The organism is Heyndrickxia sp. FSL W8-0496, assembly GCF_038007825.1.
Classification (GTDB): Bacteria; Bacillota; Bacilli; order Bacillales; family Bacillaceae_C; genus Heyndrickxia; species Heyndrickxia oleronia.
The window spans coordinates 5,158,793-5,185,792 of record NZ_JBBOXX010000001.1 but is presented as its reverse complement, the minus strand read 5'-3'; the positions used below and the strand labels follow the sequence as shown (position 1 = coordinate 5,185,792).

Annotated in this window: 24 protein-coding genes and 2 riboswitches; of the genes, 19 read left to right on the top strand and 5 right to left on the bottom strand. The window is 35.1% G+C overall.

Going from position 1 to position 27,000, the window contains the following annotated elements:
* Positions 1 to 2 precede the first annotated feature (2 nt).
* Positions 3 to 1,097, top strand: coding sequence for a 2-aminoethylphosphonate--pyruvate transaminase (gene phnW / locus NST63_RS26180; RefSeq protein WP_341044106.1), 1,095 nt, complete (start codon positions 3 to 5; stop codon positions 1,095 to 1,097).
* Positions 1,094 to 1,936, top strand: coding sequence for a phosphonoacetaldehyde hydrolase (gene phnX, locus NST63_RS26175; RefSeq protein WP_341044105.1), 843 nt, complete (start codon positions 1,094 to 1,096; stop codon positions 1,934 to 1,936). The genes phnW and phnX overlap by 4 nt, the downstream gene beginning before the upstream one ends.
* 229 nt (positions 1,937 to 2,165) lie before the next feature.
* On the opposite strand, the gene NST63_RS26170 is transcribed toward phnX, so the two are convergent.
* Positions 2,166 to 3,275, bottom strand: a complete 1,110-nt coding sequence (locus NST63_RS26170; protein ID WP_212945139.1) for a 5-methyltetrahydropteroyltriglutamate--homocysteine S-methyltransferase — start codon at positions 3,273 to 3,275, stop codon at positions 2,166 to 2,168.
* A 118-nt stretch (positions 3,276 to 3,393) separates the two neighbouring features.
* A riboswitch (SAM riboswitch) is annotated at positions 3,394 to 3,493 on the bottom strand.
* A 572-nt stretch (positions 3,494 to 4,065) separates the two neighbouring features.
* On the opposite strand from NST63_RS26170, the gene NST63_RS26165 reads away from it, so the two are divergent.
* On the top strand, positions 4,066 to 5,568 hold the full coding sequence (locus NST63_RS26165; protein ID WP_341044104.1) for a malate:quinone oxidoreductase: 1,503 nt from the start codon (positions 4,066 to 4,068) through the stop codon (positions 5,566 to 5,568).
* Positions 5,569 to 5,641: 73 nt separating this feature from the next.
* Positions 5,642 to 5,803, top strand: coding sequence for a hypothetical protein (locus tag NST63_RS26160; RefSeq protein ID WP_341044103.1), 162 nt, complete (start codon positions 5,642 to 5,644; stop codon positions 5,801 to 5,803).
* 375 nt (positions 5,804 to 6,178) lie between these two features.
* On the opposite strand, the gene NST63_RS26155 is transcribed toward NST63_RS26160, so the two are convergent.
* Positions 6,179 to 6,604 carry an SgcJ/EcaC family oxidoreductase gene (locus tag NST63_RS26155; protein WP_341044102.1) on the bottom strand — a complete coding sequence of 142 codons (426 nt, stop codon included), beginning with the start codon at positions 6,602 to 6,604 and terminating at the stop codon, positions 6,179 to 6,181.
* A gap of 149 nt (positions 6,605 to 6,753) precedes the next feature.
* Between NST63_RS26155 and NST63_RS26150 the strand changes: the two genes are divergently transcribed.
* The 7 genes from NST63_RS26150 (at position 6,754) to NST63_RS26120 (ending at position 12,716) form a co-directional block, all read left to right on the top strand.
* Entirely contained in the window at positions 6,754 to 7,248 is a 495-nt protein-coding gene (locus NST63_RS26150; RefSeq protein ID WP_341044101.1) for a MarR family winged helix-turn-helix transcriptional regulator, read from the top strand.
* 273 nt (positions 7,249 to 7,521) lie between these two features.
* Positions 7,522 to 8,022: an RNA polymerase sigma factor gene (locus NST63_RS26145; protein ID WP_058005098.1), complete on the top strand. Its 501-nt coding sequence runs from the start codon at positions 7,522 to 7,524 to the stop codon at positions 8,020 to 8,022.
* A complete protein-coding gene (locus NST63_RS26140; protein WP_341044100.1) occupies positions 8,015 to 8,971 on the top strand; it encodes an anti sigma factor C-terminal domain-containing protein in 957 nt (318 codons plus the stop codon). The genes NST63_RS26145 and NST63_RS26140 overlap by 8 nt, the downstream gene beginning before the upstream one ends.
* 220 nt (positions 8,972 to 9,191) lie before the next feature.
* Positions 9,192 to 9,839 carry an FMN-dependent NADH-azoreductase gene (locus NST63_RS26135; RefSeq protein ID WP_280618320.1) on the top strand — a complete coding sequence of 216 codons (648 nt, stop codon included), beginning with the start codon at positions 9,192 to 9,194 and terminating at the stop codon, positions 9,837 to 9,839.
* A gap of 278 nt (positions 9,840 to 10,117) precedes the next feature.
* Positions 10,118 to 10,960: a transporter substrate-binding domain-containing protein gene (locus NST63_RS26130; protein WP_341044099.1), complete on the top strand. Its 843-nt coding sequence runs from the start codon at positions 10,118 to 10,120 to the stop codon at positions 10,958 to 10,960.
* A 240-nt stretch (positions 10,961 to 11,200) separates the two neighbouring features.
* Complete coding sequence (locus tag NST63_RS26125) at positions 11,201 to 11,956, top strand: amino acid ABC transporter permease (RefSeq protein WP_251345273.1); 756 nt, start codon at positions 11,201 to 11,203, stop codon at positions 11,954 to 11,956.
* A gap of 16 nt (positions 11,957 to 11,972) precedes the next feature.
* Positions 11,973 to 12,716, top strand: a complete 744-nt coding sequence (locus NST63_RS26120; protein ID WP_280618314.1) for an amino acid ABC transporter ATP-binding protein — start codon at positions 11,973 to 11,975, stop codon at positions 12,714 to 12,716.
* Between the two features lie 423 nt (positions 12,717 to 13,139).
* On the opposite strand, the gene NST63_RS26115 is transcribed toward NST63_RS26120, so the two are convergent.
* Together NST63_RS26115 and NST63_RS26110 are read right to left on the bottom strand one after the other, a co-directional pair.
* Positions 13,140 to 13,268, bottom strand: coding sequence for a hypothetical protein (locus tag NST63_RS26115; RefSeq protein WP_276513995.1), 129 nt, complete (start codon positions 13,266 to 13,268; stop codon positions 13,140 to 13,142).
* Between the two features lie 4 nt (positions 13,269 to 13,272).
* Entirely contained in the window at positions 13,273 to 14,523 is a 1,251-nt protein-coding gene (locus NST63_RS26110) for a helix-turn-helix transcriptional regulator (RefSeq protein WP_212944942.1), read from the bottom strand.
* 257 nt (positions 14,524 to 14,780) lie between these two features.
* Here NST63_RS26110 and NST63_RS26105 point away from each other — a divergent pair, with 257 nt between their 5' ends.
* The 5 genes from NST63_RS26105 to NST63_RS26085 all read left to right on the top strand — a co-directional run bounded on the left by NST63_RS26105 (position 14,781) and on the right by NST63_RS26085 (position 20,374).
* On the top strand, positions 14,781 to 15,380 hold the full coding sequence (locus NST63_RS26105; RefSeq protein ID WP_212944943.1) for a hypothetical protein: 600 nt from the start codon (positions 14,781 to 14,783) through the stop codon (positions 15,378 to 15,380).
* Positions 15,381 to 15,424: 44 nt separating this feature from the next.
* Entirely contained in the window at positions 15,425 to 15,796 is a 372-nt protein-coding gene (locus NST63_RS26100) for a hypothetical protein (protein WP_341044096.1), read from the top strand.
* A 372-nt stretch (positions 15,797 to 16,168) separates the two neighbouring features.
* Positions 16,169 to 17,158 (top strand): LacI family DNA-binding transcriptional regulator, encoded by a 990-nt coding sequence (locus NST63_RS26095; protein ID WP_212944945.1) that lies wholly within the window; start codon positions 16,169 to 16,171, stop codon positions 17,156 to 17,158.
* 150 nt (positions 17,159 to 17,308) lie between these two features.
* Positions 17,309 to 18,712, top strand: a complete 1,404-nt coding sequence (locus NST63_RS26090) for a sucrose-specific PTS transporter subunit IIBC (protein WP_341044095.1) — start codon at positions 17,309 to 17,311, stop codon at positions 18,710 to 18,712.
* Between the two features lie 219 nt (positions 18,713 to 18,931).
* A complete protein-coding gene (locus NST63_RS26085; protein ID WP_341044094.1) occupies positions 18,932 to 20,374 on the top strand; it encodes a glycoside hydrolase family 32 protein in 1,443 nt (480 codons plus the stop codon).
* 59 nt (positions 20,375 to 20,433) lie between these two features.
* Here NST63_RS26085 and guaD read toward each other — a convergent pair whose 3' ends face one another.
* The gene (gene guaD, locus NST63_RS26080) at positions 20,434 to 21,798 is read right to left on the bottom strand and encodes a guanine deaminase (RefSeq protein WP_212944948.1); all 1,365 of its coding nucleotides are present in this window, start codon (positions 21,796 to 21,798) and stop codon (positions 20,434 to 20,436) included.
* A gap of 200 nt (positions 21,799 to 21,998) precedes the next feature.
* Positions 21,999 to 22,100: riboswitch (purine riboswitch) on the top strand.
* 156 nt (positions 22,101 to 22,256) lie between these two features.
* Between guaD and NST63_RS26075 the strand changes: the two genes are divergently transcribed.
* The 3 genes from NST63_RS26075 (at position 22,257) to NST63_RS26065 (ending at position 26,849) form a co-directional block, all read left to right on the top strand.
* A complete protein-coding gene (locus NST63_RS26075) occupies positions 22,257 to 23,633 on the top strand; it encodes a nucleobase:cation symporter-2 family protein (protein ID WP_212944949.1) in 1,377 nt (458 codons plus the stop codon).
* 17 nt (positions 23,634 to 23,650) lie between these two features.
* Complete coding sequence (locus NST63_RS26070) at positions 23,651 to 24,670, top strand: aromatic ring-hydroxylating dioxygenase subunit alpha (protein WP_212944950.1); 1,020 nt, start codon at positions 23,651 to 23,653, stop codon at positions 24,668 to 24,670.
* Positions 24,671 to 24,920: 250 nt separating this feature from the next.
* Complete coding sequence (locus tag NST63_RS26065; RefSeq protein ID WP_341044093.1) at positions 24,921 to 26,849, top strand: BglG family transcription antiterminator; 1,929 nt, start codon at positions 24,921 to 24,923, stop codon at positions 26,847 to 26,849.
* Positions 26,850 to 27,000: the final 151 nt, after the last annotated feature.

The following is a 27,000-nucleotide window of genomic DNA, read 5'->3' as shown; positions in this document are numbered from 1 at the left end:
ACATGAACAATTATAAACTATTAACACCAGGTCCTTTAACCACTACAAGCACGGTTAAAGAGGAAATGCTATTTGACCGTTGCACGTGGGACAATGATTATAAATCCATTACGCAAAAAATTAGGGCGCAGCTTCTTGAATTGGCAGGTGCTGCCGAGGATGAATATACGGTTGTGCTTATGCAAGGAAGCGGTACGTTCGCAGTTGAATCCGTCATGCATACAGCCATTACAAATGAAGATAAAGCTTTAATCATCACGAACGGTGCATATGGTGAACGAATTATCAAAATGGCAATGTACATCGACCTTAACTTTAAGGAGTATCGTGTACAATACAATGAGTACCCAATTGAAGCGGAAATAAAGGCTATATTAGAGGAAGATCATGAAATTACACATATAATCATGGTTCATTGTGAGACAACGACAGGAATCTTAAATCCAATTGAAATGGTTTCAAAACTGTCGAAAGAGTTTGGAAAAACCTTAATTATTGATGCAATGAGCAGCTTTGGCGGTCTAGAAATCAATGTACCTGTTCTAGGAATTGACTATTTAATCAGCAGCGCAAATAAATGTATTCAAGGTGTACCTGGCTTTGGCTTTGTTATTGCTAAGCGTGAGAAACTACTAACATGTAAAGGGAACTCTCAAAGTCTATCACTAGATTTATATGATCAATGGGTAGAAATGGAGAAGGATGGAAAATGGCGCTACACCTCACCAACACATGTAGTGGCTGCCTTTTCTAAAGCAATTGATGAATTAATAGAAGAAGGTGGCATTCCAGCAAGATTTGCTCGGTATCAAAATAATAATCGTATATTAAGAGAGAGACTTGCCAAGATAGGAATTCATGCCTATATTACAGATGATAAACAATCGCCGATTATTACAACCTTTCTTTTTCCAAATGAGAAATTCAACTTTGAAGACTTCTATTCCTATACAAAGGAGAGAGGCTTTGTCCTCTATCCAGGAAAACTAACCGATGTAGATACCTTCCGCATTGGGAATATTGGTGAAATTTATGAAGAAGATATCCAAGCATTGTGTGAAATTATTGAAGAATATATGGGAGTGATGGTAAAGTGAATAAAATTGAAGGAGTAATTTTGGATTGGGCAGGAACAACGGTGGATTTCGGCTGCTTTGCCCCAGTAAATGTATTTATTGATATTTTTAAACATGCAGGTGTTAATGTGACAATGGAGGAAGCAAGAGCACCGATGGGATTGCTTAAGATTGACCACATTCGCGCCATGCTTTCGATGCCTAGAATCTCTCATTTATGGAAGGAGAGATTTGGCAGAGAGTTTAATGAACAAGATGTGGAGAAATTATATGCTGAATTCGAGCCTGCACTCATGTCATCCTTAGCTGAGTATACAGATGTCATTCCTGAGGTGATTGAGGCAGTTCAAACCTTAAGAAGCCAAGGATTGAAAATTGGTTCAACAACAGGTTACACACAATCCATGATGGATGTTGTTGTACCTAATGCACACAAAAAAGGGTATAGTCCAGATTTTTATATCACTCCTGATGGTACCAATTCTCTGGGGAGACCTTATCCTTATATGATTTATCGAAACATGGAAGCATTGAAATTATCAGCATCCTGGAAGGTTGTAAAAGTTGGAGATACGACCTCAGACATAAAAGAGGCGGTTAATGCTGGCGTTTGGTCAGTGGGCGTTATAATAGGCAGTTCCGAAATGGGGCTAAGTTTATCTGAATATAATGCCTTATCCGAAGTAGATCAAGAGAAGGCAATCTCTAGAACAGAACAAATATTTTTACAAAGCGGGGCAGATTTTACAATAAAAACAATGGGAGAACTGCCTCAATTAATTGGAAAAATTAACAGTCTCATCTCGGAAGGTAAGAGGCCTAGTGCAGGTTTAACGTACTTAGTGGAGGGAATTTATTGAAATCAATATCAAAAAAGAATAAGATACTTATTTTATTATTTATTATGCTTTTATGTGTTGCTTGCCTATTCGATTTTAAATATAAAGGGTTATTCTTCCAACTGTTACCTAAGACGATTCAATCATATTTAGCCGGTTTTTTTTAATAGTCTCAGCTTTAATGGAGAAACACTGATGAGTAATAAAAGGACCGGGCGTTTTTTGCCCGGTTTATCTTATGTAAGTGAAACTATTGTCCCCAGACATCTTTTGCAATACGTACAACATGGCGTAATTTATTCCATTGTTCTTCCTCTGTTAGGATATTTCCTTCTTCAGTAGAAGCAAACCCACATTGCGGGCTCAAACAAAGTTGATTAATATTCACATATTTTGTTGCTTCTTTAATCCGTCCTATTATTTCATCTGTATCTTCGAGTTCAGGAGTTTTAGATGTGATGAGTCCCAATACCACATGTTGATCTTTAATGAATCGTAATGGTGTAAAATCTCCAGATCGTTCATTATCATATTCTAAGAAGAAGGCATCTACATTAACACGTGAAAATAACTCTTTTGCAATGGGTTCATATCCACCTTGATACAGCCAGGAAGATTTGAAATTTCCACGACAAATATGAAGAGTAATTGCCATGTCCTCAGGTTTGTTGGCTACAGCTTCTACAGTAATATCAGCAAATTTTTTCACAAGCTCATCCGGATCGAATCCTTGTGATTTTATTTTATCTCGGAAAGCATCACTGAACAATGCTCCCCAGCTTGTATCATCTAATTGTAAATAGCGACAACCTGCATCATAAAATGTTTGAATGGCATCTTGATACACTTTAATAATATCGTTAGCCACCTCATCAAATGAAGGATATGAAGGATTATTCAAATATGGTTCACTTCCAACTACACCCGAGTAGAAAATCATATTAGGGCCTGGGATTGTAATTTTCGCAATATGATCGCCGGCAATGCTTTTCAAATACGTGAAGTCTTCTAAAAATGGATGATCCTTAGGGAAACTTAATTTCGAATCAACTGTATATGCTTCTGCCTTTTTCATTGCTCCATTAAATGCACCGGTGATGTCTATTTCATAAACACGAATTCCCTTAATAGCTCTGATAAAATCTAAGTGCCACCATCTTCTTCTGAATTCACCATCTGTCACTGCCGTTAGGCCTACTTCTTTTTGCTTTTCAACAATTCTAGCAATCTCAATGTCTTCTAATGCACGTAATTCTTCCTTCGTTATTTGACCATTCTTATATTGAGCCCTCGCCTCTTTAAGTGCTTGTGGGCGCAAGAAGCTCCCTACATGGTCTGCTCTAAATGGTGCTTTCTTCATGGTATTAATCAAATTGGACAACCCCTCTAAAGTTAAATAAATTTGTTTTTCTTAGCTTTTTCAGGGTACAAAAAAACCCTTCTTAAAAAGAAGAGATTAAAATCACAGATAATTACTCTTCTTATCTTCAAGCAAAACGCTACTGGAATTAGCACAGTACAAAAATGTCTGTTGCTGAGATATCTCAGGGCCAGTCCCTCCATCTCTCTAAATAAGAAAGTTACAAATTTAATTATTAATTATCAATTTACCTGTATATTCAGAGAATGTCAATTTTCCGGTGCGAATAAGTATGATGGAACCCATATTCTTCATTTGGGAAGGGCTTTTTTGAGGGAAACGTTATCTCGGTATACAAATAATCAGTTTATTCAAGAAGAAAAAGAAAGAACTATTAGTGGACTCCTGCAAAATTATCATATTCATAATCAAAGAGAGGTCATATAGTAAAGAACATTTTAGCTGTGATGGGTGTTTTTGTTTATTTATATTAATATATTTTTTTGGAGTCAAAGATCGATTATGACTAGAACGATTCTGATTAATAGAGTCAAAAACAGATTAAATTATGTGGATTGTTTCTCCATTTTTTACGTAATTTTAGATATCTTATCACTCTCATACAATAGTGATATTTAAATCTATAAATAATAGTGATATACTATAATTAGGAATGAATTGATACAGAAAAGGTGTGTGTGATCAGGTCGCGCCTTGGCTTGCTTGTTACGCCGAAGAAGGAGCGTCTACATCCTTTTTTGCAAATCTAACGGTATAAGGGACGATAAAAATGAGTAACAGACAAACTAAAACAGACGTTATCTTAATTGGTGCCGGAGTCATGAGCGCGACTTTGGGATCATTGTTGAAAGAATTAGCACCGCAATGGGAAATTAAAGTATTTGAGAAACTAGCAAATCCAGGGGAAGAAAGCTCTAACGAATGGAATAATGCGGGTACAGGGCATTCTGCACTGTGTGAGCTTAATTATACAACTGAAAAAGCTGATGGATCTATCGATATTACGAAAGCGATTAAAATCAATGAGCAGTTTCAGCTTTCAAGACAGTTTTGGTCTTATCTTGTAAACCGTGAACTGATTCATAATCCACAAGACTTTATCATGCCAATTCCTCATATGAGTCTAGTCCAAGGTGAAAAAAATGTAACGTTTTTGAAAAAGCGTTTTGAAGCGCTTTCAAATAATCCGTTGTTTCAAGGGATGGAATTCTCTGATGATCCTGATAAACTAAAGGAATGGATTCCACTTATTATGGAAGGTCGTACCGATAATGAACCAATAGCAGCAACCAAAATTGACTCTGGAACAGATGTTAACTTTGGTGCTTTAACACGCATGTTATTTGACCATTTAAAGAGTCTAGACGTTGAGATTAACTATAAGCACACGGTAAAAGATATTAAACGTACAAACGAAGGCTTATGGGAAGTGAAAGTACACAATATTGAAAGCGGTAGTACTGAATACCATACAGCAAAATTTGTCTTTATCGGCGGTGGAGGCGGAAGTCTACCATTATTACAAAAAACCGGAATTCCTGAATCTAAGCATATCGGAGGCTTCCCGGTCAGTGGCTTATTTATGGTTTGTAATAATCCTGAAATTGTTGAACAGCATCATGCAAAGGTATATGGTAAAGCGAAGGTTGGCGCACCTCCAATGTCTGTTCCACATCTTGACACACGATATATCGACAATAAGAAATCATTGTTATTTGGACCATTTGCCGGCTTTTCACCGAAGTTTTTGAAAACGGGTTCAAACTTAGATTTAATCCGTTCTGTAAAACCGAATAATGTATTGACGATGTTGGCGGCAGGCTTTAAAGAGATGGCATTAACAAAGTATCTAATCCAGCAAGTATTGTTATCGAATGAAAAGCGTTTGGAAGAGCTAAAAGAGTTTATCCCGAATGCTAAACTCGAGGATTGGGATATCGTCGTTGCAGGACAACGTGTGCAAGTAATTAAAGATACGGAGACAGGCGGTAAAGGTACACTACAATTTGGTACCGAAGTTGTTACTGCATCCGATGGTTCGGTAGCTGCATTGCTTGGTGCTTCACCGGGTGCTTCTACTGCTGTTCATGTTATGCTTGAAGTATTAGAAAAATGCTTCCCGCAATACATGATGGAATGGGAGCCGAAACTAAAAGAAATGATACCTTCTTATGGTATGTCTTTAATGGAAAATCCAGAGCTTTTACAAGAAATTCATACCTCAACAGCACAAGCACTTGGGCTAAGTCAACAAGAATTAGCTTATAGTTAAGAATGAATAAAGAATCTTTGATCTATCATTAGATTAAGGATTCTTTTTTTTGCGTTTAGAGAGGTGAAAATTGATGATAAAGAACAATTGCGAGAGTTTAATAGCTGATATTGAAAACGTTAATCTTATTTTCGTAATTAATCAAGGGGAGATCATTGAAGGAGGTACGCATCACGAGCTATTGCAGAAAAAAGGATTTTATTCTCCGATGTATGAGAGTCAGTTTAATATCTGAAGTGAAAAATGATTAACTCTTTGAAAAAAATGTTTAGTTTATTGATCATTCAGAGTATGTTGTTATCATCAGAATAAATTCCAAAGAAAAGGCATCTTCCAATTAAAAATGTACCCCGTTAATAACGGTCCATTTTAGTTTGGATAGATGCCTATTAAGAGCGTTCGGTTAGGTGTGATGGCTAGAACATGTAAAATAATAAGAGCCTTTTTTCCGAATTAGGGTATCCGGGTAGATTAAAGGGCTAAAGTACCATCTAGAGCGGAAATTATTCTTAGTTGCTTTACTATTTTTACGTGATTTGTCAGTAGATCAGCTAAACCATAACGGAATAGACCAATCAAGGAACTTAGTTCAAATAGATTTGGTGAGGGATTAATTCCTTCCGCGAGGTATCTCTTGAATGCGACAATTATGGAAAGCTGTTATTTTCCATTCTCCGTTTTGTTTCAACACCACATTTGTATTAATGGATCCTCTACCATTAGGATCTTGAGCAGGCTGTGCGAGTTGCACTTCACCGATTGCATGAATAATTGCAATCTCGGGAGTGATGAAGCGCGGCTGTATATCGGAAGATGAGGTGGATATCATGATGGATCCTTTAAGAGGTCCATTAAATAACATTTGGTGAACTTCAGTAATTTGTTCTCTCCCTTTTAATCGTTGCCCCATAAACGTTACGTAATCAGCATCTTCCGTAAAACAATTCCCGTAAGCAATCCCGTCACCTATATTCCATGATTTAGACAATTGTGCAAATAACTCATTAATGGACATTAGATCTTTTTGATTTGTCATTTTTTCTTTCCTTTCTTAGTTATTGTTTGGGGTGCAAAAAGTTATATGTTATACTAATGCAAATAATATATCTTAATCATTATGAATTCTTATCTAATTAATTATCTTAATTGATTAAGATAATTTTATAATAACTTGGAGGTTATGTAATGTCAAGAGAAATTTTTCCAACTGATTTTCCTGAAATTCCTATGATACAGAAGGCATTGCTTCACGAATTGCGACAAAACAGTGCGAGAGCGGTCATGTTACATCAATTAATTTCTGAAAAAATGGGTCTTAATACTACCGATCATAAATGTCTTGATTATTTAAATCGAACGGGCCCCGTCACTGCCGGCCAGCTGGCAGACATTACTGGTTTAACAACAGGAGCAGTTACAAATATAATTGATCGGTTGGAAAAGGCAGGATATGTAATTAGGGATAAAGATCCAAACGATCGAAGGAGGGTTGTTGTCAAACCTATACCGGAGGGTTCCGCACAAATATCACCTATGTTTCATTCGATTATGCAATCAACGCTTAATATCATTTCTGGGTACAATGAGCAGGAAATTCTTCTGATCCTTGATTTTATCAGGCAGTGTAATGAAATGACTTTAGTAGAAATGAACAAAATGAAGACGGAAAGTGATTTGTAAGTAAACTTTTTTCCAAGATGCGAATTAATGATGTGTAAGAGTGCTTCTAGTGATATAACGAAGGGAGCGTTTTATTGATGCAGAGGCAGTTTTACCAGATGTAATTTATTATAATAAAGAGCCTGTTATACAGTGGGTTGGGCATGGATTTAAAATCCTTATAGCCTAATCCTTTTTTTTACAGGGAAATTTATCTGAAGTAAATAATTTTATTTCGAGAAGTTTTTGTTAACCTTTTAGGAATTGAAACGTTTTAATGGTGGGAGGTCCGAAATGAATGATTCCATGATGGGAAAAAAACTTAACGAAGTACTAAAATTTGTTTACTCTTATCTATTAAAAATGGGTGCTTCAAAGGAAGATGCAGAAGACATTATTCAAGACACTGCTTATAAATTCTTACAATATATTGATTCTGTCGGAATTTCTAACGTACAAAGCTGGCTGTTTAGAGTAGCAATTAATCAATATTATGATATGACCCGAAAAAATTCTAGACGGAGAGAAATTTTATTGTTCAACTTACAAGAATTATTTGAGGAAGAGACGCCAGAAAAATTACTTTTACAAAGTGAATTAGAGAAAGACATCCATGAACTGTTAAACAAATTAAAACCGAAACATCGTCAATTACTTCTTCTTAAATATAGTACCGGATTGAAAATAAATGAAATAGCAGATCTATTAGGTATGAAAGAAGGATCGGTTAAGACAATTCTACACAGAGCCAGATGCGAATTTATTGAACAATATAGGAGGTATGGTAATGAATAAAGAAAATGAATTTTTACCAAAAGATTTAGAGTTTGAGAAATTAGTAAAAAAGGCAAAGAGACGTTCAATGACAAAAATGGTGTTGATTTCATTAATTATAAGCTTAATCGTTTTTACTGGTTTATATCTTGTGGGTGATAAGATTATGAATATGAAAATAGAAAAGGAATTTATAATGGATTCAACTTGGAATGAGATATTAGGAGCAAATGTTGAAGAAGTAAAGGGAACCACTTATAACTATTCTCCAATATCAGCAACAGCAAAAACAAAATTAGTGAAGAAAGTTGGAGGGGTACCAATACCGTGGGGGGAAAAGGAAAGAGTCTTTACTATTTTGGGAACGTCGAGATTGATTACGGATGTTCCACCGAGATCAGGTAGTATAAAGGATGAGCGTATCCCTTTATATTACCAAGGAGAAAGAGTCATTGAATTCTATCACCCAGACGTTATTTATAAGAAGATTTTTGATGATAGAGATTTGTTGAATCAAATTGATGATAACAAAGTTGTTGAAATGGCATTTTCATTTAATAAGGGATATTCAATCGAAGAAGTTGATAAAATTTTTAAAGATCAATTAGCATGGTATTGGGTAGATACCTATAGTAAGGAGGATACGAAGGAGTACAGCAAGTTAAATGAAGAGAATTCAAGTGGATACACCATAAATGGATTTGAAGCATATGGATTTAAATATAATAATAATTCAGCATCTACTTTTATATCTAATCTTCAATTGATTAAATCAAAAAGTGGAGAGTATCAAGATGAAGCAACTGAAATTTATAATAACATTACGAATAACGGTAAGGATAAATTGGCACCCAAGAGCCTTAAAATTATTGGTGTCGTAGTTACAGGAAAACCAAGTGATTTAAAAAAGTATAATGACACATCTATCATTCGAGGTGCTACGTTAGGGGCAACAACCGATCAGTATTAAAATGATAGAACAAGGGTGTCCCCTTTACAGAGAGGAAAGAAAATGTATCCATACTACAATTGATTAGTATAGGAATTTTTGGTGGAGCAGAATTCCAAACAAATTCATATGAGGGTGTTATAATAAGTATTTGGAAAGTATAAAGCAGTGCTATCCAAATACCAAAATTTATTTTAATTATTATATTTTTTATTTCAATATAATAATAGGAGGCTCTTTTATGAATGTTTTAGTTGTTAAAGCAAATAACCGCCCAGCAGCGGAGGCTGTTTCCAGCAGAATGTATGAAACTTTTATGGACGCATTAAAAGGTGCGGAAAATTTAAATGTGACTACATATGATGTATTCGCTGAGGATACACCTTATTTTGGTCAAGATATATTTAATGCTTTTGGAAAAGTGAATAACGGTGGAGAATTAACTGATGTAGAACAGCGTCTCTTAAATGCGAAACAAAAAGCAATGGATGCGTTAACTGCTGCAGATGTAGTTGTATTTGCATTCCCATTATGGAATTTAACTATTCCAGCTAAACTACAAACTTTTATCGATTATGTATACGCTGCAGGATTTGCATTTAAATATGATGCTGATGGTAACATGATTCAATTAATGACGGATAAAAAAGCCATTTTCTTAAATGCACGTGGCGGAATTTATTCTACTCCAGAAATGGCACAGATGGACATGTCTGTTAATTATATGCGTAACGTATTTGGTGGTATATTTGGTATGGAAATCATCGATGAAGTCATTATCGAAGGTCATAATGCTATGCCTAATAAAGCAGAAGAAATTATCCAGGAAGGATTACGTAAGGTTACAGAGGCTGCTAATAAACTAGCAAATCAAGTGGCTTTAGTGTAAATTTTTCTGTATGCCAGTAAAAATACTGATCGTACTTTGAGATCAAAGTTATTCGATAAGAAGTAAATGTCAATATGAGATGATTAACCAGGAAAGCTCATTTGACTCCCAAAAATAGAATTAAATCATAATAGAAAAGGCTTGAGTTTGACTCAGGTCTTTTTTTTTATTTTAGAACTACTTGAACAAATTAGAAAATTCCGATAATATCAAAGATAGGCACATAAATTATTAACTTGAAAATTTATACGGACGAATCGGGGGGGAGAAACGTATTCATGAGAAAAAAACGATTAGTTTTTATGGCAATCTCCTTAACAATTATACTGCTATTAGCAGGATGTGGTACCAGCGAAAAGGAAAAGGTGGGGTCAAAAACAACGGATAAAGAAACATTTAAAGTAGGTCTAGAAGCTGGGTACGCTCCATTCAACTGGACACAGAAAGATGATTCTAATGGCGGAGTAAAAATTGATGGTAGTGCAGAGTATGCAGGTGGATATGATGTGGAGATTGCTAAAAAAATAGCTGAAGGTTTGGGAAAAAAACTTGTAATCGTTAAAACCGAATGGGATGGCCTTGTTCCAGCATTAACTTCTGGAAAAATCGATGCCATCATAGCAGGAATGTCACCAACAGCAGAGCGCAAAAAGACAATTGATTTCTCGGATATCTACTATAAATCAAATTTGGTGATGGTCGTTAAAAAAGGTGGGAAATATGAGACAGCAACTTCTATTCAGGATTTCAGTGGCGCTAAAATAACAGCTCAATTAAATACATTCCACTATTCAGTCATTGATCAAATTAAAGGTGTAAATAAGCAGCCGGCAATGGATAATTTTCCGGCAATGAGGGTAGCGCTGGAATCAGGAGTCATTGATGGATATGTATCCGAACGTCCAGAAGGAGTTAGCGCTGAATCTGCTAACGAAAACTATAAAATGGTTGAATTTACTGATGGATTTAAAACATCAGATGATGATACGGCTATCGCTGTCGGTATTAAAAAAGGCAGCAGTTTAACAGATGAAATTAATAATATTTTATCAGGGATCTCAGAAGAGGAACGTTCAAGCATTATGGATACTGCTATTAAAAATCAACCAGCAGCAAATTAATAAGGAGTGAAGCCGGGTACATATATGCACCCGGTTTTGTTGGTTCCGTTAGATTGTAAATATCCTTTATACAATTTTTATCATATTCTTAAGCCGTTTCTACTTGTTGTCTTTTAGGTCTATTGTCTATCTCATATGAATACAAGTGGTCAGGGCTCGTTCTCACCATATTTTACGAAAAAATTTATAACATTGAGATAAGAATTTAAAGCGGTTTTGGTGCGAAAAAGGGGGATAAATATGACTTTTGATTGGTTAATGAAGATTGTTACAGAAAATTGGCCAATGTTCATCCGCGGTGCGGGGATTACAATGTTGATTTCTATTGTGGGTACCATTCTCGGATTTATCATCGGTCTAATAATAGGAGGGATACGGACGATTCCTCTACCTGAGAGAGGAGCAAAGAGAGTTTTTCTTAAAGTGATACGTGCTATATTCTCTACCTATATTGAAATATTTCGTGGAACACCGATGATCGTACAAGCAATGGTTATTTTTTATGGATCAGCTTTAGCATTTGGTGCAGACATGGACCGTCTATATGCTGCCTTCCTCATTGTATCGATTAACACTGGGGCGTATATGGCAGAAATCGTCCGTGGTGGGATTCTCTCGATTGATAAAGGTCAGTATGAAGCAGCGCAGGCAATTGGAATGAACCATTTTAGAACGATGTTCCATATTGTCCTACCTCAGGCCATTCGTAATGTTATACCATCAATTGGAAATCAGTTTGTTATTAATATTAAGGATACCTCTGTTCTCAATGTCATCTCTGTATCAGAATTATTTTTCCAAACAAAATCAATCGCCGGAAATAACTTTAGATATTTTGAATCATTTTTTGTTGCTTGTGTGCTTTACCTAATTATGACCATAACCGTATCACGAATATTAGCCTATATCGAAAAGAGATTAGATGGACCGGAAAATTATACTCAAATTACAGTAAAGGCACCTGAAGATATGTACAGGAAAAATGTCAGCCAATAGTCGAGGAGGAGATGATATGGAAAAAATCATAGAATTTCAGCATTTAAGTAAAACCTTTGGAAGCAATGAAGTGTTAAAGGACATTAATTTTTCAGTTAATAAAGGGGAAGTGGTTTGTATTATTGGTTCGTCTGGGTCGGGAAAGTCTACACTTCTTCGTTGTGCGAATCTATTAGAAAAACCGAGTGGCGGTCAAATTCTTTATAAGGGTGAAAACATTTTAAGTAAAGATCGCGATATTTCTGAATATCGTACGAAATTAGGAATGGTGTTTCAGCAATTTAATTTATTTAATAATTTTAATGTACTTGGAAATTGTGTAGTAGGGCAAATGAGGGTGTTAAAACGTTCCCGAGGAGAGGCAGAAAAGCTGGCACTGAAATATTTAAAAGTTGTTGGAATGGATCAATATATTCATGCAAAACCAAAACAATTATCAGGAGGTCAAAAACAGCGTGTAGCTATAGCAAGAGCACTCTCTATGGAACCAGATGTAATGTTATTTGATGAGCCCACTTCAGCCCTTGATCCTGAATTGGTAGGAGAGGTTCTAAAAGTTATGAAAGAGCTTGCCGGCAGTGGTCTCACAATGTTAATAGTTACCCATGAAATGGGATTTGCAAAAGAAGTTTCAAACCGTGTAGTGTTTATGGACAAAGGAGTAATTGCAGAGGAAGGAAGTCCAGAACAAATCTTTAATCATCCTACACAAGAACGGACAAGAGAGTTTTTAAAACGTACACTAGCACAAAATGTGTAATAGATTAGAAGAGCGGAGGCAGTCAAGGTATCTTTTCATCCCTATTAATTTCAATAAAGTTTCCTTGCTCTATCACGTCTCTCACAAAATCATCCATCTCGAATACCATGGCAAGCCTTATCACAGGACCAGGGACTAGTGGGTTTCCCCATTACAGTGAAATTACAATTTATAATAACGTATGGTCCTTATATCGGCTGCCAGTTTTTTGATAATGTGTAGCAAAGTTGTCTATCCCAATTCCCATTTCCCCCTAGGTAATGGGAATTGGGACTTACAAAAAAGAGTACCTACTAATGGAACTAAAATTAGATTTTTGAATAATGGATAGCGGTTAATATTCAATTGAGAGCAAATTTAAGGTCAATCAATCTATATACAAAAGAAATTATAGAATCTCCTAAACCATTCTTATAGCCTTTATTAAATCCTTATTTCAATATCACCAGAATGTATACCATCAACATCTCCTTCATCATTAACAAATGTTTCAAAATTTAAAGCTAAAAAAGTACATAACACTAATATAGAAACTAATAATTTGCCTTTCATTGTATCACCTCTCTGAAAGTATTATTTCTTTTTTGTAAAATTGAGCAGCAAGTTTATATTTTTTACACAGATAATACCTATCACCTAATGTTTTATATAGATTCTTTAAATAATATTGATTATTCCTTTCCTCAAAAAAATGTATACATTCTTTCAATAATGTAATCGATGTTGTTATATCATTATTTTGTGCTAAAACATCTGCATTTAAAACTTTCCAAAGATGGTAATCTAACTCACTATTTATTGTCAATTTGGCATTTTCTAATTCTTTTTTTGCTAAATTACTCTTATTACATTTCAAATATAAATCAATTAGTGCCCTGTAAGAAATTAGCGAACTTGAATGGAGATTTTTTTTTATCTCAATAGATCTTTTAAAATATAAAACAGCTTTCTTTATTTCATTTTGAGCTTTATATACTAGTCCCTTATTATGGAATATTTTCGCTATTAATTTATCATTATTGATAAGTTCATAAATTTTTTCAGCCTTTTCAAGAGTAATTATTGCTTCGCTAAACCTTTTTTGCTCCCAATATATTACACCGATAAAATTGTAAATTTCACCTACTTCCCCCCATTTTTGATTATCTAAATATATATTAAGTGCTTCTTTAGCCCAATTTATTGCTTGTAAATAATCAAATTTTTTTTTACTTATTAGTCCTAAGTTATATTTATAGGCAGCAATATTAATATCATTAGTGTCCATATAAATTAAGCCTAAATAATATTGATGACTAATTTCTAAATCATTATTGAAATAAGCTTTTAACGCTAAATAATAATAATATAACCTTCGAATATCCTCTGGTAATTTTTCTATCTCCATTTCACATATGTAAATATTAATAAGAGTTTCCTCATACTTTAATTTCTCATGTTCACCACCTTTCAATAAATAACATGCTTTTAATAAAAAGAATTGAAGTTCTTGATGAATATGAAAGATATATTTCCTCATTTCAATTTTTAAGATAATCTCTTGTGCTTCTTTTGTATTATAGAGGATTGAATACTCCAGAAGATTAATTAAGTCTTGAACATTTTTATCGTATTGATCAAAGGAAAGTAAGTATTCTTCATCAATTTCCAACTTTTTACTTAATAATATAAGTATATCCACAGATGGAGTATATCGTCCAGCCTCATAATTACTCAAATGGGTACTTGAAACTATTCCCTTCCCTAAATAATCCAGTTTGAGATTATTTTTTTTTCTAATATATTTTATTCTTTTGCCAATATGCAAAAATATCCCCCCTCAAATCCAGTTTATAGACTATTTTCCTATTATATATTGTTATATTCAAATTATATAGAATATTTAATTATGGAGATATATATTAATATTAATTAATCTCCTCATCAAGTTATTTATTTTATATTGATAAACAAGATTTCTATACTTCTAAAATTGAAGGGGGTGATGTAAAAAATTGTTATATGTTTTTCATTAAAGCATGTTATTTAAGTAGAATGAATTAATTAAGAAAAGGGGTAATTTATTTGAATAAGTTAAAGAAATTAATTCCAGTATCTCTTGCAACAATTATGTCAATTAGTATGGTTAGTCCAACTCTTGCTGATACAATAAATACAAATACATCCAATACAGACTTAAGTGTAGTGGATTCAATATCCGCTGAATATAGTTATATATATAAAGGTGTGGAGATTACCGGTAATATACCTTTAAATGATGTAGAAATTAGTAATATATATAATAGTGCTCTAAATAAGAATACATCCGGTGGTCCTGTCATATATGGTCCAATTGAGGGTGGTAGCTGGGTTTATGAAGTTCCTCCAACTTATAGATCCTATTCGAATGCGTGGGTTGGTGAGGCTGCTAACCTTATTGTAGCTTATATATTAAAAGGAGTCCCTAAAAAAGTTACAGACAATGTATTTGCAAATTGGGTCTTTACAAAAATGTTAGGCTGGGCAAAAGCAAGTCCATCATACGTAGGCTCATGGGTTACAAGTTCATGGAGTAACTATGACAACAGACGTAACTATCATGCCACTTTAGTGCATTATTCTGATAGTAGCTATTCTCAACCACTATCCATTCAATATTTCGAATGTAACTACTGGTTTGATTGATCTTATAATTGGATATGTGGTTTCAAGGAAAGGTTGAGATAAATTTGAAAAAAGTACTCTCTTATGAACCATTTTTTTTAGTCTGTATAACAATCTTATTAATATTCGACTACTTTCCGGAAATTCCACTTATCAATATTATCCCTTTATACGCTATCAAATGGATTATTTTAACGCTATTTTTAATAACTATTCTAATTAGTCATAGAAATAAAGAAAATACATTAAAATGGCAAATTTTTATTGTTTCTTTTATTCTTGTACTAATGGGACTATTAACAGTTATTGGTGGTAATTCTGCTTCAGGGATTTCGTTTGGGAATAAATATTTGTGGGTTGTGTTATTTATCACTATCTTAGATATGTTATCTCAGTTTAAAAAATATAAACATTCTTCAAATATGAACAAAACATAATTCTATCCTAATTCCACCTTATTTCTAAAAGGGTGGAATTTTTTTTAGAAACGATTAACATAAATAATGTTAATCTCCCTAACATTTGTTGGCCGATGAGGGAGCAAATTTAATAGATTAATAATTATGCCAATTAAAAATCACCTTTTTCTTTTAGTACTTTCACCAAACTCTACTAAACTACGAGTATCAAGGAAGAAGTAAGTTAGATGATAAAGGATAGTGATTACTCCCCATACTTCTAGTAATTTATGTTTTTCATTAATTATTAGAAAGGGGGACTGACCCCTAATAATTAAATCTCCATAGCATTTTATAGTGATTTGTGTAAAATGATAGTAGATTATTTATTTGTCTAGGGGGACTCACCATATGATAACCATAAAGGAAATTGCTGAAAGGGCTAGGGTGTCTAGAACAACAGTCTCAAGAGTATTGAATAATTCGGGTTACGTTAGTGAGGAAGTTAAAGGAAGAGTAATGAAGGTTATAAAGGAAACAGGGTATGTACCAAGTGAAAATGCTAAGTCTTTACGAACAAAAAGGACTAAGGTTATTGGTGTAATTCTTCCGAAAATCAGTACTGAAACGTCAAGTAAACTCGTAAAAGGCATTGATGAAGTTTTAGCTAAGGATGGATACCAGATTCTGCTTACTAATACAAATCTAGTGCCAGAAAAGGAAATAGAATTTTTAAGGCTTCTAAAGAGTAGGCATGTAGATGGAATTATTCTATCAGCGACTAACATCAATCGTCCTTTAGTCGATGAAATTCACAACCTCAATATTCCTTTTGTACTTGTCGGACAGTATATTCATGGTTTGGCTAATGTTGTTTTCGATGATTATCAAGCAACGAAAGATATCGTTCATTTACTCATTAATAAGGGACATAAGGCTATTGCGTTTATTGGGGTGGATGAAACAGACCATTCAGTTGGTTATTTACGAAAAAAGGGTTACTTAGATTCAATGAAAGAAAATGATCTACCGGTTGAAGAAAGCTGGGTGAAAAAAGGGATATTTGATTTAGAATCAGGGTATGATTCCATGAAGACAATTATCCATTCCTCCCGGGAGAAACCTACAGCAGTTATTGCAGTAACCGACAGATTAGCAATCGGTGCAATGCAATTTATAAAACAAATAGGACTATCAATACCCGCTGATATCGCTGTTGCGGGAATGGGAGCTTCAGAGCTATCTCAATTCATCACACCTGCTTTAACTACAATTGACTTTTCAATTAAGGATGCAGGACGTGAGGCTGCATCTTTGATTTTGGAAAAGGTGAATGAAGAAAACAACCAGGAAATAATCAGAACAATTAAGTATAGACTTCTTATACGTGACAGTATATAATTGTTGTGTAATCGATTTCATATCTTTGGTGATCGATTACACATATTTTTTTATTTATATGGAATCGATTTCACTATAAGGATATATAGCATTCATTCTGTTTTTTTTATTATATATGGAATCGATTCCACAAAAACAGGGGGGATGAACATGTCTGAAAATCGAAAAATTGCAGAAGAAGTGATTGAAGCTGTGGGGGGCAAAAGTAATATTCAATCAGTGGCTCATTGTGCAACTCGACTTCGGATTATAGTAATCGATAAAGAAAAAATTAATCAAGAACAAGTAGAACAAATCAATAAAGTAAAAGGGGCTTTTTTTAACTCAGGTCAATATCAAATTATCTTTGGTACGGGTACAGTAAATAAAATTTATGATGAGGTTTCTCAAATTGGATTAGATACGCTATCAGCATCGGAACAGAAAAAAGAGGCAGTAAAGAATGGATCTACATTTCAAAGGGCCATTCGGACATTCGGAGATGTCTTTGTTCCAATCATTCCTGTCCTAGTTGCAACTGGTCTATTTATGGGGCTAAGAGGCCTGATTATGCAAGAAGAAATTCTCGCCTTAGTCGGGATGAAGACTTCAGATGTATCACAAAATTTTATTTTATTTACACAAGTGTTAACAGATACAGCTTTCATATTTCTACCTGCATTAGTGGCATGGTCAACATTTAGAGTGTTTGGTGGTACTCCGATAATTGGACTCATACTAGGATTAATGCTTGTAAGTCCAGCTTTACCGAATGCATGGGATGTAGCAGGAGGGAATGTTAAACCACTTCATTTCTTTGATTTCATTCCTATTGTGGGTTATCAAGCATCAGTTTTGCCAGCTTTTATCTCTGGAATCATTGGGGCAAAACTAGAAAGATTAATTAGGAAACGTGTACCTGAATCATTAGATTTAATCATTACACCTTTCCTCACACTTCTAGTTATGATTACATTTTCTTTACTTATTATTGGTCCAATTTTCCACACCATCGAAAATGGTATTTTATCCGTAGCTACAACTATTCTTTCATGGCCATTAGGAATAAGTGGATTGATCATTGGTGGACTTAACCAACTAATTGTTATTACTGGTGTTCATCACATTTTTAATATGCTAGAGATACAATTACTAGCCCAATATCAAAATAACCCATATAATGCGATCGTTACATGTTCGGTAGCAGCACAGGGTGGAGCAACGTTAGCAGTTGCATTAAAGACCAAATCTGCAAAATTAAAAGCACTTGCCTTTCCTTCTGCCTTCTCTGCATTTTTAGGAATCACCGAACCAGCAATATTCGGGGTAAATTTACGTTATGGTAAACCATTTTTAATGGCTCTAATTGGTGGAGCAATTGGAGGATTTATGGCTTCCGTTCTTGGACTAAAGGCAACTGGAATGGCGGTAACAGTTATCCCAGGTACTCTTCTTTATTTAAATGGGCAGTTATTACAGTATATATTAGTAAACTTGATTGCTATTGCCGTGGCTTTCATACTTACTTATATGTTTGGATACTCCGATAAGGTCAAAAAGGAAATTGAACAATAGATGGCAAGTAATTGCTTGCCTTTTCTTTGACAATGCTCTTTTTTAAAGATTGTAGATTATTAACACGTTTCAATTCACGAAAAACAGCAAATTTCATTAGAATCGCTTAATGCCTTGATTGGGTGTAAAAACCGATAGTAGGTTTTTTATAACATCACAAACTATTCGAAAAATTAGCCTTTGACAAAAATGGTCTTTAAACAACATGGAGGTTCTGCAATGGTGGTAAAAGAAGATCTTCTGCTTCAAAAAGCTTATTATGAAATAGAAAAAAATAAAGATAAGGTCTTCAATGATCCTTATCGGTTAGGTTATCATCTTATGCCTCCTGTAGGGTTATTGAACGATCCTAATGGCCTCATTCAGTATAAAGGTATCTATCATGTGTTCTATCAATGGAATCCATTCAATACCGCACATGGCAACAAGTTTTGGGGCCACTACTCTTCAAAGGATATGGTTCACTGGAAGGAGGAACCTATCGCATTGGCTCCAGTAGATTGGTATGACAAAAATGGCTGTTATTCAGGTAGTGCTGTTGAATCAGATGGACGTCTTTATCTTTTTTATACCGGAAATGTCAAACGGAAAGATGGGTCACGAGAGACATATCAATGTCTAGCTGTTTCTTCGGACGGTGTTACTTTTGAAAAGCATGGTCCCATTCTACAGTTACCAAAAGGGTATACCGCTCATTTTCGTGATCCTAAGGTTTGGAAGAAAGATGAAATGTGGTATATGATTTTGGGTGCACAAACCATAGACAAGCAGGGAGTAATAGCTTTATTCACTTCAAAGGATTTGTATCATTGGGAAAACGCAGGAAGAATTGCAGGGGCAGGAATGAACGGACTAGGAGAGTTTGGTTATATGTGGGAATGCCCTGACTTTTTTCATTTAAATGGTGGAGATATTTTACTTTCTTCACCCCAAGGATTAGATAAAGATGGCAATTTATATCAAAACGTGTTCCAATCAGGATATTTTATTGGTGAATTTGACTATGAAAATCTTAAATATAGACATGGGCATTTCACTGAGCTTGATCAAGGTTTTGACTTTTATGCACCCCAAACCTTTATAGATGGGAAGGGAAGGAGAATTCTATATGGTTGGATGGGAATAACAGACGATACTGAACAATACCATCCAACAATCTATAATAATTGGGTCCATGCATTAACCATGCCAAGGGAGCTGATTTTTAAAAACGGCAGGGTTTACCAGCATCCAATTGAAGAGATGAAAACACTTCGAAAAGAAAAGGTTGTAATTAAACATATCAAAATAGAAGGCAACAAAGTTCAATATGATTGTGTGGAAGGGAAATCGATAGAATTAATCGTCGATTTATTAACAGTGGGAACGAGGGAATTTAATATATCCTTCCGTCATGAGGCAATTCTAAGTTACGACACCAGTAAAAAGGAAATCAGTTTAAAAAGAAGAAATTTAAAAACGGGTTACCTGGAAAAAAGAGTCTGCAAAATATCTAATCTCTCAAGGCTTCATATTTTTATGGATTGTTCCTCACTAGAAGTCTTTATTAATGATGGGGAACAAGTGATGACATCTAGATATTTCCCAAATCCTAAAGATCAAACCATTACTATTAATGGAGATGCTGAATTCAATTTGAGTAAATGGGAATTGGAAAAGTAAAGAGTCAAGGGGGTCAGTCCCCCACTGCTTTAAAGTGGTGGGGGACTGACCCCACCTTTTTATCTTGAATGGACTTTTTCACCTTGAACCCAGACTTCTCGAATGTTCTCTGGTCGAGTATTATACATGATTTTTTGGAAGATATCATATAGATCTTCATTTGGATCGAAGATTGGGAGCTTTGCAGAAGGTACGTTTGTGTCGATAATTTGTACATCCCATGTATAGTTTTCTTGTATTCTTCCAATTGGTAGGCTTAAACTTTCTCCACCGCCTGCTGTTGCGAAGTAAAAGGCTTCATTAATGGTAATGCGAGAATTAGGCACGCCACGTTCTTCTGCAGGAAGGGCATTATTGACTCCATCTTCCAGCATTCTTGAAGAGACAACAGATTGTTTTGCGTTATCGTAAAGACTAGGAGTGGCACCAGCTGAAATATCCGTTCCTAAGCCAATATCAATCCCTTTGTCTCGAAAGCGGGCAATGGGAATGACACTATTGGCAAAATAAGCATTCGATAAGGGGCAATGACCAATGGCTGTTCCCGTTTTAGCAAATAATTCTGCATCATCGTCGTCTAAAAAATTGCAATGTGCCATGACCGATTTATCACCTAATAGTCCAAAATCATATAATGCAAAGGCATCATGTTTATTGAACCGATTTTTGACATATTCGTGCTCCCAATCACTTTCACTACAATGGGATTGGATATGTGTATCATACTTTGCTGCTAATTCTCCTAATCCTTGAAGAGCCTCAGTTGTGCAGCTAGGAATAAAGCGTGGAGTAACAACAGGGTATACCCCTTGTTTTACCTGCTTCGCTAACTCTTGAACAGCTAAAATGAATTCTTCAGTATCTGCTAATGCTGTTTCTGTATTTATATCTCGGTAATAGTCAGGATTTTGTTCTGGATCATCCATCACCACTTTTCCAACCAAACCTCGCTGTCCTTTCTTTGCGCATATTTCTGCAAGTAAGAGACTTGCCTCCTTATGTACCGTTGCAAAGTAAAGTGCCGTTGTTGTTCCATTCGCGAGCAAGGTTTGAACTAAATCTTCATAGACAGTTGCCGCGAAGTGTAAATCTGCATATTTAGCTTCTAATGGAAATGTGTAGGTATTTAACCAATCATGTAGTGGAAGGTCCAGTGCTGTTCCAGATTGTGCCCATTGTGGGGCGTGAACATGTAAATCGACAAAACCAGGCAGGAAATACTGGCCATCTGCAAGGCGATGAAAATTATCTCCGCCTTGATATTTATCTAGAAATAACTGGTATTCTTCGTTCTCTGGGACAACTATTTTTTCAATTATGCCATTCTCATTTACACAGAATAGGCAATCTTTCAAAATAGTAATTTCTTTTGAGGTATGACTAGTGAAAGCTGTTCCTTGGAAAATTTCATAACATTTATCCATGATTACCACCTTAATGTTCGTCTTTTTCTATAATAGTCAGTATAATTGTTTGGAATTTTCATGTCTACAAAATTATTTCCGTTTTTTTTAGGAAATTGCCATTCTACGCTTAGAAATAAACTTTTTACATTTATTAGTAATTGGAAATAAAGAAATTTGTCTTGCATTTGATAAAGTTAATGCTATACTGATAACATTCAAAAAAATTAAATATCGTTTTTCATATAATCGTAGGGATATGGCCTACAAGTTTCTACCAGTTTACCGTAAATAAACCGACTATGAAAAGCAGAGTGAAGATAGTCTCCAGTTTAGTGGAGGTTTGTCTTTTCTTTCGTATTTCATTGTGAAAGCTCGAAGTACATTGCTTTTCTACGTTGTGGAGGGGCAAGTGCTTTGAGCTTTTTTATTTAGGCTTTGATTATATGATGTAATGCAAATGTATAGGAGGCTAGATGATGGAAAGTATTGCTAGAGAACGAGAAACAGAGAAAATAGGGAAAGATGTTGGTGACCATACGGAGAATATTTCTATTTTGCAATCGATTTTTTTGGGCCTCCAACAAGTATTAGCAATGGACCTTTTTATTCCACCTATGGTTTTAGCCGGTTTATTATCATTTTCTGTTACTGAAAATGCTTTGCTCATTCAAATGACATTTATTGCTTGTGGGATTGCAACAATTATTCAAGCAGGAATAGCAATGAAGCTTCCTGTTATGCAGGGTCCTTCCTTTGTCCCACTAAGTGCTCTTGCAGCCATTGGAACCACATCTGGTGTTGGTGCGATGATAGGAAGCTTAATACCTGGAGCCTTGTTAATAGCTATATTGGGTTATCCAATGAAAGTATTTAGTAAGGTAGTAAGGAAATTTATCCCGCCAATTGTTGCAGGGACCGTTATCGTTGTTGTTGGTATTTCTCTTATGCCTAGTGCCATAAATTCTATTTATACTGCACAAGGTAGTTTTGGAACAAATATGTTTATTGCCCTTATAACAGCAGCTGTTCTGATTTTCTGTATGTATGTTGGAGAAAAATCTAAAACGAAATTTAGATATATTAAGGTTGCGTCTGTCATTTTAGCATTAGGTATCGGTACGATTGTTGCCTCGTTTTTTGGTTTAGTTAATTTTTCATCAGTTGGGAAGTCTGCTTGGTTTCAGATGCCAAGTATCTTTGCATTTGGAAAGCCGACTTTTAACATAGATGCCATTCTCATTATGTTAGCTATTTACTTTATTATCATGATTGAAACGACCGGTACATGGTTTACTGTTAGTAAAGTGACTGACGAACATCTTGATGATAAACGATTAAATGGGGGAGCGTTTGGAGAAGGTTTAGGATGCTTTCTCGGTTCTTTCTTTGGTGGGACACCTGTAACAGGCTATTCCTCTAATGCAGGGATTATTGCAATTACAGGTGTTAAAAGCCGTAAGCCAATTATTGCTGGTGGAGTGTTTTTAATTTTATTAGGAATGATGCCAAAACTAATGAATGTGATTGCTAGCATTCCTTCAGTTGTCATTAATAGTGTTTTTGCCATTCTTTGTGTAGTGATTATGATGAATGGATTTAAAGTGATTAAAGAAGTTCCTTTTACAGAAAGAAATATGTTGGTTATCGGCGTTTCTATCATGCTTGCGTTGTTTGCAGTACTTATGCCAGCTAATATCTTAAATGGATTACCAAACTTAGTGACATATTTTGTCTCATCTGGAACGGCGATTGGTGCTATTACTGCATTGGTACTTAATTTGATACTTCCTCAAAAGCTGGAAGATAGAGGGGTTGCACCGAAGATGACAGAAGTAAGTGCAAAAGTAAATTAGAAGAGGGGAAATCTATTATGCAACAAGATCGATTATGGAATGAATGGCATCCAGTATGTAAGGCAGAAGAGTTATTAGATGATCCAAAACAGGTATTTGTGCTAGGTGAGCGAGTGGTAATTTTCCGTAATGAAAAAGGGGTACATGCATTTAAGGATTTATGTATTCACCGTGGAGCTGCACTTTCACTCGGAAAAGTAAAGGATGGGAATTTGGTTTGTCCGTATCATGCATGGGAGTATAATTCTGAAGGAACATGTGTAAAAATTCCTGCATTACCGTGTAAAAGACCGATTCCTAAGAAGGCTAGAGCAACGGTTTATCATTGCCAGGAACAATATGGCTTAATTTGGGTTAATTTAGGCGATGACCCTTCACCTATGATCTCCTATCCTGAATATCATACGGAGGGCTATCGTACAGCTATTTGTGGGCCTTATGAAGTAAAGGCAAATGCACCGAGAATTATAGAGAATTTCCTAGACGTTTCACATCTTATGTTTGTTCATGAGGGGATGCTTGGAGTCGAAGATCATGCTGAAGTTATGGATTATGATGTAGAGTTTATTGATAATCGTTTTATTACGAGTAAAATTCCTGTATACCAACCGAATCCTGATGGAAGGTCAAAAGGTGGATACGCAGATTATATTTATGAAATATTAAATCCAACAACTGCCCGATTTACTAAAACAACAGAAGGTTCAGATGAGGAATTTACGATTTTGCTCGTTGTAAATCAGGAAGATAAAGAACAAGCAAAGGCATTTATGCTATTAACTCGAAATTATGATTTAGATAAATCAGATGATGCGTTTATTGAATTCCAGGATATAATTTTCAATCAAGATTTAGACATTGTCGAAAGTCAAAAACCTGAACTTCTCCCACTAGATTTACAGGCAGAAATGCACCTTAAATCTGATGCACTAACTATCGCTTATCGTAGATGGCTGAATGAGCTAGGAGTAGAAAACGGTGTAATCGCTCTTAGTGATGAAAAGCGAGGTAAGCGTAAAGCCTCTTTAGTAAAATAAAAAACTATTAATAAAATCATTATCAATGAACCGGCATAGGAGGCTTCCATCGCCGGTTTTTTCACTTTTATAGTGTGTTTAGGAGAAGAGATAAACAAAATTTTAACTGATTAATAATGTCAATGGTATAAACGATGGTAGGTACTAAAAACTATAGTAGAATAAATGTAATCTTACTTTGTCAATTGATTCGTCATTGAAATAAAGTTAAACTTTGCATATATCGCCATTTAAGAGCAGGTGCAACTAGATGAATAACAGACAGAAGGAATTGTTGAGAAGATTGCTCATTCAAGAAGAAGGGGCATTGCATATTAAAGATTTGGCGTCAGAGCTTGATTGTGCGGAAAAGACGATCCGGAATGATTTGGATCGGTTGGAGGAATTTTTGCTTGAATTCCCTAATACAGGTTTAATTCGTAAGCCTGGTTTAGGTATTTCTATTGCTATTGATGATGATAAACGTAAAGATATTTTACACCGTCTTCTTTCAAATGAGCCAAAAACTATGGAAGAGCGGCTATTTGAAATGGCCTTTCAACTGTTGACGAATAATAAGCCGACAACATTACAGTATTGGGCAGATCGTTATTATGTTCCAAAAGCAGCAGTTAAGAAAGACGTTGATATCATTAGTAATTGGGTACAGCGTTTTGACCTCGAGCTCATCACAAAGCAACGGTTTGGGAATACGATACAGGGGTCGGAGTTAAAAAAACGAAATGCATTAGCCCATTTATCCGAGCTCATTCCATCTACTTTAAGTGATAAAAATTTGGTATTAGATTTATTTTTGCCATATGAAATTACGATCGTGAGAAATGCATTGCATGATCTAAAAAATCGATTTTCTCTTACTTTTACAGATGGTGCTTTGGAGAGTTTGCTTGTACATACGCTAATTATGATTAAACGCACTCGACAAAGGGCGCAAGTATTTATCCAAGGGTTCGAAAAAGAGAGTGCAGAGAAGAGTCAAGAATACAACTATACAAATTGGTTTTTCGAACAACTTGAATCAGTTTTTCGGTTAGTCTTTCCTGATGAGGAGCGGGTTTATTTTACCTGGCATCTCATGAGTAGCAAACGAATGGAAGAGGAATTAGAACGGATATTAATAAAGGATGAAGAAACGACCAGAATTATGAATACACTGATATACAAAATGGAAAATCTGACCCAATTACCATTTGTGGCAGATCCCATTTTAGCAAGTGGACTAGCTGTTCATATGCATTCTGTTATTAATCGCATCAAGTATGGCTTTCCAATTACAAACCCATTGTTTGAAAATATCAAACGCATGTACCCGTATATGTTCAGTATGGTCATACTGGTTCTCGAGGAACTAAACACCACTTTTTCTATCGACATCCCAGAAGATGAGGCAGCATACATCGTACTTCATTTTCAAGCCTCTCTTGAACGTATAGAAGGAGGAAGAGAAGAGAAAAAAAGAGCATTGATTGTTTGTCACATGGGTATAGGCATGTCACATTTGTTGGAGGCGAAGATTAAACAACAGTATCAGGGCATTGAAATTCTGGCCTGTATTAGTAAAACTAAGGTGAAAAATTACGTAGAAATTTTCCAACCTGATTTTATCATTTCAACCGTACCACTTGAAAATGTGAAGAGTGAGTATATCGTTATTTCCCCGCTCTTTGGACAGGATGACAAGCAGAAATTGCGTCAATTTGTTGAGGGGTTAGTCAACAAACGTAAGTCTATTAATACAAATAATGTATTGTCGCAATACTTAGTGGATGATCTTATGTTCTTTAATGTAGAAAAAGAGCATCGTTATGAGGTTGTGGAAATGTTGGCCAGGGCTCTTTTTGAAAAAGGATATGTTAAAGAAGAATTTATACGTAATGCTATCAAACGGGAGCATTCATCTGCAACGGCCATTGGTGGAAGTATTGCCATACCGCACGGGGATCCGTCATTAATTCAAACATCCGCTGTTGCGACAGCAATTTTAAAAAAACGTATGGAATGGGGTAGTGAGCAAGTATCACTTGTATTTATGTTGGCAATTTCGAAGGAAGATCAAGGAGATATTCGTGAAGTGATCGGGAAAATTGCCTCCCTAAGTCAGTCACCATTGGTGGGACTCGCATTAACTGGGGCAAAAGATTATCAGGACTTTTTAGGAATATTGGAGAAGAAACAATAATCAATTTACTCATTGGCCACAATGTATTGTGGCCATTTTGCTTTTTCTAGAGGCCATCTAGTAATTTTTGATTCATTATATGTCGATTAAGGCCATTCATTTGGAGTGATATTCTGATATTCCTATAGTCGTTATTAAAGGCTATTTTCTA